This window comes from Rhizobium sp. PEPV16, from assembly GCF_008919455.1.
Lineage (GTDB): Bacteria > Pseudomonadota > Alphaproteobacteria > Rhizobiales > Rhizobiaceae > Rhizobium > Rhizobium leguminosarum_Q.
The window spans coordinates 1-12,922 of the sequence record NZ_VSZV01000205.1; the positions used below are offsets into that span (position 1 = coordinate 1).

The 12,922-nt window shown below is 61.7% G+C and carries 10 protein-coding genes; 3 read left to right on the top strand and 7 right to left on the bottom strand.

Features of this window, described 5'->3' with window-relative positions:
- Window positions 1-94: 94 nt before the first annotated feature.
- From FY112_RS05935 to FY112_RS05965, 7 genes are all read right to left on the bottom strand, one after another.
- The gene (locus FY112_RS05935) at window positions 95-1,114 is read right to left on the bottom strand and encodes a zinc-binding alcohol dehydrogenase family protein (RefSeq protein WP_131619461.1); all 1,020 of its coding nucleotides are present in this window, start codon (window positions 1,112-1,114) and stop codon (window positions 95-97) included.
- Between the two features lie 64 nt (window positions 1,115-1,178).
- Window positions 1,179-2,153: an ABC transporter permease gene (locus tag FY112_RS05940; protein ID WP_151517953.1), complete on the bottom strand. Its 975-nt coding sequence runs from the start codon at window positions 2,151-2,153 to the stop codon at window positions 1,179-1,181.
- 27 nt (window positions 2,154-2,180) lie between these two features.
- On the bottom strand, window positions 2,181-3,734 hold the full coding sequence (locus tag FY112_RS05945; RefSeq protein WP_017958825.1) for a sugar ABC transporter ATP-binding protein: 1,554 nt from the start codon (window positions 3,732-3,734) through the stop codon (window positions 2,181-2,183).
- A 108-nt stretch (window positions 3,735-3,842) separates the two neighbouring features.
- Window positions 3,843-4,832 (bottom strand): ABC transporter substrate-binding protein, encoded by a 990-nt coding sequence (locus FY112_RS05950; RefSeq protein ID WP_017958826.1) that lies wholly within the window; start codon window positions 4,830-4,832, stop codon window positions 3,843-3,845.
- 208 nt (window positions 4,833-5,040) lie between these two features.
- Complete coding sequence (locus tag FY112_RS05955) at window positions 5,041-5,487, bottom strand: RbsD/FucU domain-containing protein (RefSeq protein ID WP_151517954.1); 447 nt, start codon at window positions 5,485-5,487, stop codon at window positions 5,041-5,043.
- Between the two features lie 9 nt (window positions 5,488-5,496).
- On the bottom strand, window positions 5,497-6,516 hold the full coding sequence (locus FY112_RS05960) for an aldo/keto reductase (protein ID WP_151517958.1): 1,020 nt from the start codon (window positions 6,514-6,516) through the stop codon (window positions 5,497-5,499).
- A 95-nt stretch (window positions 6,517-6,611) separates the two neighbouring features.
- Entirely contained in the window at window positions 6,612-8,114 is a 1,503-nt protein-coding gene (locus tag FY112_RS05965) for an altronate dehydratase family protein (protein ID WP_151517955.1), read from the bottom strand.
- Window positions 8,115-8,341: 227 nt separating this feature from the next.
- Between FY112_RS05965 and FY112_RS05975 the strand changes: the two genes are divergently transcribed.
- The 3 genes from FY112_RS05975 (at window position 8,342) to FY112_RS05985 (ending at window position 12,844) form a co-directional block, all read left to right on the top strand.
- Complete coding sequence (locus FY112_RS05975; protein ID WP_017958830.1) at window positions 8,342-9,241, top strand: GntR family transcriptional regulator; 900 nt, start codon at window positions 8,342-8,344, stop codon at window positions 9,239-9,241.
- A 357-nt stretch (window positions 9,242-9,598) separates the two neighbouring features.
- Complete coding sequence (locus FY112_RS05980) at window positions 9,599-10,723, top strand: hypothetical protein (protein ID WP_151517956.1); 1,125 nt, start codon at window positions 9,599-9,601, stop codon at window positions 10,721-10,723.
- 111 nt (window positions 10,724-10,834) lie between these two features.
- Complete coding sequence (locus FY112_RS05985; protein WP_151517957.1) at window positions 10,835-12,844, top strand: ABC transporter ATP-binding protein/permease; 2,010 nt, start codon at window positions 10,835-10,837, stop codon at window positions 12,842-12,844.
- Window positions 12,845-12,922 lie beyond the last annotated feature (78 nt).

Genomic DNA, 12,922 nt, shown 5'->3' on the forward strand with positions numbered 1-12,922 from the left:
CGCCCGGTAGGGTGAGAGGCCGCCACAAGCGCGCATCGGACAGCCGTGCTTCCTGAACAGAACTCAGCCGCTTCTGACTGTTCCCGAAATTGCCCTAAGCGCCCACCCTGATCACCGCCTTGATCAGCCCATTCTTTTCGTGCGCCCAGCGCGCGAGATCGCGCGGCGCATCGGCAAGCGTCGTGCGGTGGGTGATGAGTTTGTCCACCGGCACCAGCCCTTTGGCGATCGAATCCGCCACATGCTCGAAATCGACGCGGGTGGCGTTGCGGCTGCCGATCACCATCATCTCGCGCTTGTGGAATTCGGGGTCGGAGAAGCGGATATCGTCCTTGACGACGCTGACCAGCACCAAAGCGCCGCCATGGGCGACGAAGGAGAAGGCCTTTTCCATCGAAGGGCCGTAACCCGTTGCGTCAAAGACTACGTCGAAGCCGTCGCCATTGGTTTTTTCTCGGACGGCATCCGCTGTCGCCTCGTTGGCAACGATGCCGGAGGTGAAGCCGAAGCGATCCGACGCCATCTGCAGCCGCTCGGTGCTGGTATCGAGCAGCGTCACCTGATGGCCAGCGATGCGCGAGAAGATCGCTGCCCCGAGCCCGATAGGCCCGGCGCCGATGACGAGCGACCGTGCTCCCGCACCGGTCATCGAGCGGCGCACCGCATGCGCGCCGATCGCCAGGAACTCGGTCGTCGCCGCCGCTTCGAGGCTTACACCTTTGGCGGCATAGAGGTTCTCGGCCGGAACCGAAATCTCCTCGCAGAAGGCGCCATCCGTATGGACGCCGAGCACCTTGATATTGGTGCAGCAATTCGGCTTGCCCTGACGGCAGGCGATACATTGTCCGCAGGAGAGATAGGGATTGACGATGACGGGCGTGCCGACCGCCATGGCAACGCCGTCGCCCGCTTCCAGCACCGTCGCCGAGATTTCGTGCCCCATCACCCGGGGATATTCGAGGAAGGGATGTTTGCCCTCGAAGATGTGGTAGTCGGTGCCGCAAATGCCGACATGGCTGACGGCAAGCCGCACCCAGCCGGCGGCCGGAGCCGCAGGCGAGGGACGCTCGACGATCTCGAGCATGCCGGGCTCCCGGCAAAGAACTGCTTTCATGACGGGTCTCGCATTCCTGGAATGAAGGAAGCCGGCTTTGTTCAGGCCGGCTGTCTCTTGTCGCTCAATTGCTCCGGCGGCGGCGCAGCTGGTCGAAGAACACGATCACGATGATCAGCAGACCGGTGATGATGCGCTGCCAGAAGGAGTTGACGTTCAGAAGGTTCGCGCCGTTGTTGATGGTGGCGAGAATGAAAGCGCCGATCAGCGGGCCATGCACCGAGCCGACCGCGCCGAACAGGCTGGTGCCGCCGATGACGGAGGAGGCGATCGCCTGCAGTTCCCAGCCGTCCGCCTGTGTCGCATTGCCGATGGCGATGCGCGAGGCGAGCAGCACGCCGACGAAGGCGGCGAAGGAGGCAGACAGGATATAGGCGAGGTAGATCATGCCCTTGACGTTGACGCCGGAAAGGCGCGCCGCCTCGGCGTTCGAACCGACCGCGAAGAGATACCGGCCCCAGCGGCTCAGATGCAGGAAGATGAAGGATGGGACCGCCACCAGGATGACCATCCAGAACAGGCTGGGAATACTGAGCAGATCGGCGCGGGCGAAATTGCTGAAGCCCTCATTGGTGATGTTGATCGTCGAGCCGTTGGTGATCAGCAGACCGATGCCGCGCAGCGATGTCAGGGTTGCCAGCGTGATGATGAACGGCGGCAGGCCCATATGCACGATGCCGAAGCCATGGAAGGCGCCGATCGCCACACCCATCAGCAGCGTCAACGCGATCGCACCCCAGACCGGCACGCCCGCCTGGAGCAGCCAGGCGATGATGACGGTGCAGAAGCCGACGATGGCGCCCACCGAAAGGTCGATGCCGGCAGTGATGATGACGAAGGTCTGGCCGAGCGCCAGGATTGCTGTCATCGAGCCCTGACGCAGCAGGTTCGAGATATTGAGCGGCGTCCAGAAGCTCGGGGTGACAACGCCAAGCACGATCCAGAGGAAGATCAGCAGGCCGATCAGCGTCAGGCCGAACAGAATGTTCATTTTCCGGCGCGGCGGCGGCGCGACGATTTCGGTGGGGGTGACAGTCATGAATTTTCTCCCTCTTATTCTTTTGGCTCAGACGCCGATCGCTTCGCTGAGCACTTCTTCATGCGTCGCCGCGTGATAATCATGGCTCGCGACGATTTTGCCGGCGCGGAAGACGTGCAGCCGGTCGGCCAGTTCGTAGACCTCGGGCAGGTAGGAGGAGATCAGGATGATACCGGCGCCGTCCTTCAGAAGCTTGGCGAACAGCCGGTAGATTTCCGCCTTGGTGCCGACGTCGACGCCGACGGTCGGCTCGTCGAAGATGAAAAGCCGGGCGCCATGGCTCAGCCACTTGCCGATGACGATCTTCTGCTGGTTGCCGCCCGACATGCTGGAGGCCGGAACGCGCCGGCTCGGCGTCTTGATGCTTAGATTGCGGATCTGCTGGTCGGCATTGGCCGATTCGCGCGCGTGATTGATCACCGGCCCGTGGCTCAGCCGCCCGAACACCGGCAGGTTGATGTTGAGGCCGATCGGCAGGTTGAGGCAAAGCCCCTGGTCGCGCCGGCTTTCCGGCGCCAGCGCAATGCCGAGCTCCATGGCGGTGCGTTCGTTGCGGATGTCGACACGCTTGCCCATCCATTCGACATCGCCGGATGTCGTCGGCTGGCGGCCGTAGAGCCCGAGCGCGAATTCGCTGCGCCCCGCGCCGATCAGGCCGTAGAGGCCGACGATCTGTCCCGCCTTGACGCTCAGCGACACATCTTCGAAGCCCGGGCCGGAGAGGCCGTTGACCGTGAGGATCGTCTCGCCGATCGCGATTTCTTCCTTGTGGTAGATCTGTTCGATCGAGCGATTGATCATCAGCGAGATCAGTTCGGCATCGTTGGTCTCGCCGATCAGGCGCGTGCCGACATGCGTTCCGTCGCGCAGCACCGAGACACGGTCGGCAAGCTCGAAGACTTCCTCCATGCGGTGGCTGATATAGACGATGGTGACGCCTTCGCCCTGCAGGCGGCGGATCAGCTTGAAGAGCTGCGCCGATTCCTGGCGGGTCAGATAGGCTGTCGGCTCGTCGAAGATCAGGAATTGCGTGCCGCGCATCGCCGCGCGCGCGGTTGCCACCAGCTGCTGCTGGCCGATGGTCAGCTCGCTTAGCAGTGCACCCGCTGGCAGCCCAAAGCCGAGATCGTCGAGCACGGCCTGGGCCATCTTCTCCATCTGCTTCTTGCGCATCAGGCCATAGCGGTTGACCTCGTCGCCGAGGAAGAGATTGGCGGCGACCGTCAGGTGCCGGCAGAGCACGACTTCCTGGTGGACGGCGTTGATGCCGCGGGCGATCGCCTCGTTCGGTGTCGACAGTCCTACCGATTGGCCGCACCACAGCACTTCGCCGGCGGTGCGGGTAATGACGCCGGTCAGCAATTTGATGAGGGTGGATTTGCCGGCGCCGTTTTCGCCGACGATGGCGTGGATTTCGCCGGCGAGAAAGGTCAGCGTCGCTGGCTTCAGCGCCTGCACATGACCGTAATTCTTCTGCAGGCCCTTGAGTTCGAGGATAGGCGATCCGGCGGGAATTCGATTGGCTTCTTTCAGCGTCGCGCTGTCATCATGGCGATGACTGACCTCTTCCAGTCCGATCATGGGACCTCTCCTCCTTGTGTCGCGTCTGCTCTCCATCCCCTGCAAAACATAGCACGGATGGAAAAGGCCGCGCCGGTTTTTGAAGCCGGCGCGGCCTGTCAGTCTTTGTTACTTGATCTTCGGGTTCAGCAGCGCGTCGATCTTCGGATCGGCCATATTCGCCTTGGTGACGAGGTTTGCGCCGGTGTCGACATTCTCTTCGACCTTCTCGCCCTTGGAGACGGCAAGCGCGGTCTTCACGCCGTCATAACCCATGCGGTAGGGATCCTGAACGACCAGGCCGGCAATCGCGCCATCCTTGAGGAAGCCGACTGTCTTGTCGTCGCTGTCGAAGCCAATGACCTTGATCTTGTCGCCGAGCTTGTTTTCGGCGATCGCCTGGCCGACGCCCTGCGCCATGATCAGGTTCGAGGCGAAGATGCCGACGAGGTTCGGGTTTGCCGTGATCAAGTCGGTCATCATGTTGAGGCCGGTCGTTGCCTGGCCGTCGCCGTACTTGTCGGCAATGACCTTAAGACCCGGATACTTGGTCTTCACCTGATCCAGGAAGCCTTCGCGGCGCTGTTCCAGCGAGCCGACGCCCGGAAGGTTGGTGAGGATGACGACTTCGCCCTCTTCCTTGCCGGTGGCGCCCTTGATAGCGGCGGCCAGACCGTCAGCGGCGATGCGGCCGCCCTGAACGTTGTCGGTCGTCAGGAACGACTTGAACGCCTTGGAGTCAGCACCCGAGTCGATGCCGATGATCGGGACCGACTTGGCCGCTTCATCGATCGGCTTGCCGAGCGCCTTGAATTCGGTCGGCGAAATGACGATGGCCGCCGGCTTGCCGGCAACGGCGTTCTCAAGAATGCTGATCTGGCCGTTGACGTCGGATTCGGCCTGTGCGCCGAGTTCCGGCACGTTGACGCCGAGATCCTTGCCGGCCTTGCGGGCGCCGGCCAGAACGATCTGCCAGTAGAAGGACGTCGTGTCCTTGACGATGATCGGGATCGTCACGTCGGCTGCAAACGACGGTGCCGGCATCGCCGTGGCGATAACTGCGGCGCCTGCAAGCGCGGTAAAGGCGCGGCGGGACAGAAGGGATTTCACGAAACTCATAAGGGTTCTCCTCTCAGGGTGCGTTCTCCTCCGAATAAATCGACCGCTGAACGCAGGCGGACGATTTTTATCGATAAAAAACATTTGCCAGGTGAAGCTAGCCGAGGCGCAATCAAATTGCAAGAGCGTCAGACAGGCTTTTTTTCTTCGCTAAACTCCCGCCAAGCAACTGATTTTATTCCAATACCACGATACCCTAAAATAAGGATCAGGCCATGTCGACCTCGTGCGGATGGACGACGCCCTTTTTCAAAATCAGGTTGCCGTACAGCCGGAATTCCGTCGTCGCGACGATATAGGTGGCCTTGCGGGCCATCGCGTAGAAAGCAAAACGCTCCACCGGCACGATGCGGAAATTACCGGCGTGCTTGGTAACGATCTGCTGGAACTCGGTGCAGACCTCCGGCACCGCATCGGGATCGCCCACCACTTCCATCCGCCACGCCGCTTCCGGCACAAATGTATCGAGCGGCATATGCGTCAAGATGGCCGCGGCCATGTCAGTGGCGCTGACGCCGTCGGCGCGAATGACCGGCGGGCCCATCGAGCCTGAGGGAAAATTGGCGTCCGATATGACGATGTCGTCGCCATGTCCCATGGTCTTCAGCGCATGGAGCAGGTCGGGGCCAAGCAGCGGATGAATACCCTTGAGCATAATGTCTCCTCAGACTCGGACGGCTTCGGCGCCGAGCGGCGGCGCGACCAGCGTATAGGGTTCGAATTCGGCATAGATTTCGTCGGCAAGCCGCGGCTCGACGATTTCCATGTTGCGCGTCAGGCTCGAAGGCTTGGCCGTGCCGATCAGCACCGATGCGACGATCGTCTCGCGCAGCGGAAACTGCAGGGCGGGAGCAGCCAGCGGCACGCCGTGGCTTTTGGCGATCGCCTCCATCGCACCGACCTTGGCAAGCACGTCGTCATCAGCCGGCATATAGTCGAAATGCGAACCCGGAACCGGGCCGGTGGCGAGAATGCCGGAGTTGAAAACGCCGCCGACGACGAGCGAGGTGCCCTTCTGCCGGCAGAGCGGCAGCAGTTCGGCAACGGCCGAGCGGTCGAGCAGGGTGTAGCGGCCGGCCATCAGGATGCAGTCGAGATCGGAATGGCGCATGACGTCGAGGCAGACGGGCACTTCGTTGACGCCGAGGCCGAAGGCGGAGATCGCGCCAGACGACTTGAGTTCCTCCAGCGCCTTCACGCCGGAATCGAGAAACTGCTTCTGGTGGACCGCATTCTTCGCTGCGCCATGTGTGTAGACGCCAAGATCGTGCACGTAGAGAATATCGATGCGGTTGAGGCCGAGGCGCGCATAGCTGAATTCGACCGAGCGCATGATGCCGTCATAGGAATAGTCGTAATCGGCATCGAAGGAGAGCGGATCGACATAGCTGTAATCAGGCACGGTGCCGGTCGGCACCGGCCGAAGCAGCCGGCCGACCTTGGTGGAGAGCACGTAACTGCCATCCGGCTGGTCGCGCAGGAAATCGCCGACCCGCCGTTCGGCAAGGCCGAGCCCATACCAGGGCGCCACGTCGAAATAGCGAATGCCGCTGTCCCAGGCCGCCTGCAGCGTGTCCATTGCCTGCTCGCGCGGGCAGGCGCGGTAGAGACCGCCGAGAGCGGCGGCACCGAAACTGATTTCGGTCACTTCCAGCTTGGTCTTGCCGATCCGTCTCGTCTTCATCATGCCTCCTCGCGAAGAACTTGAGCTTGGTCTACGGAGCAATCCCAGGAAAAGTGTGAAGCGGTTTTCCGTCCGGGATTGCGTAAAAACAAAGATTACAGCGTCGCACCGAGATGCCACGGCACGAATTCATTGTCGCCGTAGCCGAAGAGCTCGCTCTTGGTCTTCTTGCCTGATGCCGTATCGACGATGAGGTCGAAGATCTCGCGGCCCTTGCCGCTGATCGTCGCGTCGCCGGTGGCGATCGTGCCGCAATCGATGTCCATATCCTCTTCCATCGAGGCATAGAGCGCCGAATTGCTGGAAAGCTTCAGCGATGGCGCCGGCCGACAGCCAAAGCAGCTGCCGCGGCCCGTGGTAAAGGCGATCATGTTTGCCCCGCCGGCCACCTGGCCGGTCGCCGAGACCGGGTCGTAGCCGGGCGTGTCCATGAAGACGAGGCCGGGGGCCGTGACCCGCTCGGCATAACCATAAACCGCCGTCAGCGGCGAACGCCCGCCCTTGGCGACCGCGCCGAGCGACTTTTCGAGGATGGTCGTCAGCCCGCCGCGCTTGTTGCCGGGCGACGGGTTGTTGTCGAGCGAGGCACCGTGCAGCGCGACGTAATCTTCCCACCAGGCGATTTTGTCGTCGAGCTTCTTTGCCACCTCGTCGCTGACGGCGCGGCTGCGCAAAAGGTGCTCCGCACCATAGATTTCCGAGGTTTCCGACAGGATCGCCGTACCGCCGGCCGCCGCCAGCAGATCGGCCGCGACACCCAGCGCCGGGTTGGCGGTGATGCCGGAAAATCCGTCCGAGCCGCCGCATTGCAGGCCGATGATGATCTCACCGATCGATATCGGCACGCGCTTTTCCTTGCCGACATCGGCGGCAATTTCGCGCAGCATGCCCATGGCGCGCTCGACCGCGCGGCGCGAGCCGCCGGCATCCTGGATGTTGAAATGCCGCTTCGAGGCGCCGGCACCGCTCTGGCCGTACAGCGTCAGCTGATTGACCTCGCAGCCGAGGCCGATCATCAGCACGCCGCCGAAATTCACATGTCTGGTGTAGCCGGCGAGCGTCCGGTGCAGCACGTTCATGCCGTCGCCGGTCGAGCTCATGCCGCAGCCCTGGTCGTGCACGATCGGCACGAAGCCGTCGATGCCCTCGTAATGCGGCAGGATCGTCCGGTTCGCCTCGTCGGCGATCGCCCGGCAGACCGTGGTGGAACAGTTCACGCTGGCAATGATGCCGATATAATTGCGTGTCGCGGCCCGCCCGTCGGCGCGGCGATAGCCCATGAAGGTGCGCGCCTTGTCATCGGGGGTCGCCGTTTCCGGCGCCGAATTGGCGGTCGCCGCCAGCCGGTCGTTTTCGAAATGCAGGTTGTGGCTGTGCACATGGTCGCCGGCCTTGACCTCGGCCGTGGTGCGGCCGATCGCCTGTCCGTATTTGACCACGGGTGACCCGAGCGGAATATCCGCTATCGCCACCTTGTGGCCGGGGTCGATCTTCTCACGGGTCTGAATGCCGGCAACCGTCGAACCCGGCGCGATTGCCGCCGTTGCGACCGCGACATTGTCTCCGGCCGAAAGGATGATCCAAGGCAGTTTGTCCAATTTATTCTCCCTGGGAAACGCTCGCTGCATCGGCGAAAGCGCATTGATTTTGTTTTTTATCTACAATAAACATTTTCAAGTCAACGGGAATATTGATCCTGTGGACGAGGGAGGCAATGAGCCGCAGGCGACCGAAATTAAGCTAAAAGGTCGTTTGAACAAGCCCCGGTCCGTTCCGTCCTGCTTTGAAGCGGGGCGACGGTCACGAGGGCGGAAAGCGGGGTCTGGTGGCAAGGCAGAATACGGTCTTCAAGGAAGCCTATAACAGGTATGCCGTAGCCCTGCGCACGGATACCGCACTGCCGTCGGAACCGGAGATCGCCGCCCAGCTCGGCGTCAGCCGCTCGACGGCGCGCGCCATCCTGACGCGGCTCAGCGAAGAGGGCATCATCCGCTGGAACAAACGCCAGAAGATCGTGCTGCGCCAGCCGACCGACCATGACCTCTTTCCTTCCGAAGAAACCGACTCCCTGCATGATATCATCGAGCGCAGCTTCATGCAGCGCATCCTTGCCGATGATGCAGCACCCGGCATGCAGATCAACGAATTGGAGCTCGCCCGCGAGATCGGCACCGGCACGACCAGCGTCCGCGAATTCCTGATCCGCTTCTCCCGCTTTGGCCTCATCGAGAAACGCCCGAACAGCCACTGGACGCTCAAAGGCTTCACCCGCGAATTCGCCCTCGAGCTTGCCGATGTGCGCGAAATGTTCGAGTTGCATTCCGCCGCCGAATTCGGCCGGCTTCCCAAGGACAGTCAGGGCTGGGCCGATCTTGCCGCTATCCGCGACGAACATCACGCCATGCTTGCCGACATCAACCAGCGCTTCAAGGATTTCTCCGTCCTCGACGAGCGCTTCCACTTGCTGATCCACCGCGCCTCGAAGAACCGCTTCATCGCCGATTTCTACGACGCCATCGCCATCGTCTTCCACTATCACTACCAGTGGAACAAAACCGCCGCCCGCCAGCGCAACGAGCGCGCCATCCACGAACATCTGGATTATATCGCAGCGCTGGAATCCGGCGACCAGGCGGCAATCGAAACCGCCTGCCGCGCGCATCTGCACTCCGCCCGCCAGACCCTCCTGCAATCCCTGCCGCAGGTCGCGACGGAGAGCGCGTGAGGAGCGGAAGCGGAGGGGCGACACCAACGACGATTAGCCCATCCCGATGCAGCGTCGCTGCAAATGTCCGGTGGCATTTTTCGTTTTTCCGTCCGCTGTTGCCGCGTTACGGCCGACCTTGCCCGAACTCAACCAGAATGAGACACGAAAAGGCGCAATGATTGCCCTTGTTGCGTCCACCCGGCACCTTTCGGCCCGAAGGCAAGATTTATAAATCCGTCACGATATGTCGGCAAAACCTCTGGGCTGATCCGGATGCCGTGTCAAAGCTATTGAAATAACCTCCTCGATGCGCATGGTCGACGCATCCACCGTCTGCGATGAGCGATGATCATCAATGGAGAGCAAGTTTCACCGATGGAAAACACCTCTGCCCCCTCCCGCAATGCCGAATGGACGCTGGCCGATTTCCTCAGCACCTATCGCTATTGGGCCGTGTTTTTTTCCTCGCTTCTTTTGGCAATCGGTGGACAGGGTTTCAGCACGGTCTTTCCCGTGATCTCGCAAATGACGGGCAACAGCGCTCAGACGATCGGGATCTTCTATTCCGGCGCCACTCTTGGCTGGGTTGCCGGCGCCTTCCTGGCGTTTATCGTCGCGAGCCGCCATGGCCGGTCGGCTTTGATTTCCCCCCTTCTCGTCTGTGCCATTCTCGCCATCGCTTTTCTGCCGGCGCCTGCTTTGTGGGGATCGCCGGTGTTTCTGTTTTTGTTTGGTGTGGTGTTCGGCACGGTTCGGGCCGTTTTCCCTCTCGCGATCGCGATATTCCTGGTGGGCGGGCGACCAGGAAAAATCGACTTCGGCTGCGCTCTCACGCTGATGTCGACGACGATCCTGCTCTCAGCCTTTGCTCCGATCGGCGCCTCGTGGTTATACGGGCTCGATCTCGGCGCCGTACCTGTCGTTTCGGGTTTGCTGGCCTGCCTGCTCCTCGCTGTCATATTGCTGGTGCCGGCCGGAAACCTGGCCTTCGATGAAGCTCCGCGTCCGCGACACAAGCCGCTTGCGCCGCGCCGGCGATCCCCTCTCCTGGTCGCCATCGTCCTGATCACCCCGCCGATCCTGATTTTTCTGATGGCGTTCGGTGTCCATCTGTTTCAGGCAAATGATGCCGACGTCGCCTCCTCCCCCATCACGCTGCTTTTAGCGCTTCTGGTCTTCCCCATTGCTGTGGCCGCCCTTATCTATCTTGCCTACTGGGTCTATCGCATACACGGGGAGCTGGCGGGCGCGGCGCAGTCGCAGCGCCTGCTGACGCCGCTTGCCGCCATGCTGATCGCGATCCTCGTACCGCTCGGATTGCCGGTTCTTGTCATGACCCTTGGCGATCTCCTCAATGAGCGGGCACGCGACAGAGGCCGGGGAGGTTTGATGTCGATTGCCTGGCTCGGTATCTGGAGCTTCATCTTGCCGCCGGTCGCCATCGCAATGATCCAGAACGCGGCGAACGACAGCTACGTCATGGGCTCAGATACGGCTTAACAGCGATAGCGCGGCCGCGGCCTCCCCCTCATTTTCTCGACAAGCCCTTCGATGACACGTTCAACACCGGCCTCCATGAAACATTTCGATGTGTAAGCCGTTATCGCGCTTATGGCCGACGCTAAACTCAATCCGACATCGGTCGACGGCACCGACGAACCGCACGGTGCCGAAAAGACGCGCCAGGAGAAGGCATCGACTGTCGAGGTCGTGCCGCCGCCAGATATCATTGAACCCGATCCGGAGTTGACGCCCGAGGAGGCCGAGCATGCGCGCAAGCGGTATTTGCTCAAGCGCTTCTGGATCACCGCGCGCCGTTTCTGGGGCCGTGGCGGTGACAAGCTCGCCTGGCCGTTGTCGATCGGGCTGCTTGCCATGATCTGCATGAATGTCGGCTTCCAGTATGGGATCAATCGCTGGAACCGCGCGATTTTCGACGCCATAGAGCGGCACGATGCCGGCACCGTCTATTACCTCAGCGGCGTGTTCGTGCCGCTCGTGCTTGGAACCGTCGCCCTTGTCACCACACAGGTCGCTGTTCGCATGATGATCCAGCGGCGCTGGCGTTCCTGGCTGGCGACGGCAGTCATCGCGCGCTGGCTGGCAAACGGCCGATACTATCAGCTGAACCTCATCGGCGGCGACCACAAGAACCCCGAGGCGCGCATCTCGGAGGATTTGAGGATCGCCACCGAAGCCCCCGTCGATTTTACCGCCGGTGTCATCGCGGCGTTCCTGTCGGCCTCGACCTTCATCGTGGTGCTGTGGACGATCGGCGGAGCTTTGACGCTGCCGATCGGAGGCTGGACCATCACCATTCCCGGCTTTCTCGTCGTCACCGCGGTCCTCTACGCCGTGATCACCTCCAGCGTGATCGCGGTGATCGGCCGCCATTTCGTGCAGGTCTCCGAGGTCAAGAACCAGGTAGAGGCCGAATTTCGCTATACGCTGACGCATGTGCGGGAAAACGGTGAGAGCATCGCGCTTCTCGGCGGCGAGGAGGAAGAGCGCAACGACCTCGACAAGACCTTCGGCAATGTGCTGAAGCAATGGGCTTTGCTCGCCCGCCAGCATATGCGCACGACGTTTGTGTCGCATGGGTCGATGCTGATTGCCCCTGTTGTGCCGCTCCTCCTTTGCGCCCCCAAATTTCTCGAAGGCAGCATGACGCTGGGCGAGGTCATGCAGGCAGCGTCAGCCTTCGCCATCGTCCAGACCGCCTTCGGCTGGTTGGTCGACAACTATCCGCGTCTTGCCGATTGGAACGCATGCGCGCGACGCGTCGCGTCGCTGATGATGTCGCTCGACGGGCTGGAGCGTGCAGAACAGAGCGACTCGCTCGGGCGCATCAAGCATGGCCAAACCGAAAGTGAGGCGATGCTCAGCCTCAACGATCTCGCCGTGTCGCTTGACGATGGCACCGCGGTGGTCAAAGAAACCCGGGTCGAGATCCAGCCCGGCGAGCGGGTGCTTGTGTCAGGTGAATCCGGTTCGGGCAAGAGCACGCTGGTGCGGGCCATCTCCGGCCTTTGGCCGTGGGGTGGCGGCAGCGTCGATTTCCGCGCCGACAGGCGATTGTTCATGTTGCCGCAACGATCTTATATTCCTTCGGGGACGCTTGGCCGTGCTGTCGCCTATCCCGGCGCCGCCGATAACTGGCCGCCGGATGAGATCAAGTCGGCCCTCGACAAGGTGGGACTGGATTATCTGAAAGATAAGATCGAGGAAGACGCGCCATGGGACCAGACCTTGTCGGGCGGCGAAAAGCAGCGGCTGGCCTTTGCCCGTCTCCTGCTGCATAAACCCGATATCATCGTGCTGGATGAAGCAACCTCGGCACTCGACGAGAAGAGCCAGGACAAGATGATGCAGATGGTGATCGATGAATTGCCTGATGTCACCATCATCAGCGTCGCGCATCGCGCTGAGCTGGAAACCTTCCATAGCCGCAAGATCACCTTGGAGCGCCGCCGGGGCGGCGCAAAGCTTGTCAGCGATATCGATCTCATCCCGCGCAGGAGAAAAGGCAACTTGCTGTCACGCGTCTTGGAGAACCGCCGCTCCTCGCCGAAGGGTAGCACGACCTCGAACAAGCCGCCGCAGCCGCAGAACAGAAATTGAAATCCGCTCGCGGACGAGCAACCGCTGCCTATTGCGCATTCTGGGGCAGGTTGTCGGTGATGTCGTAGTAATCGCCTT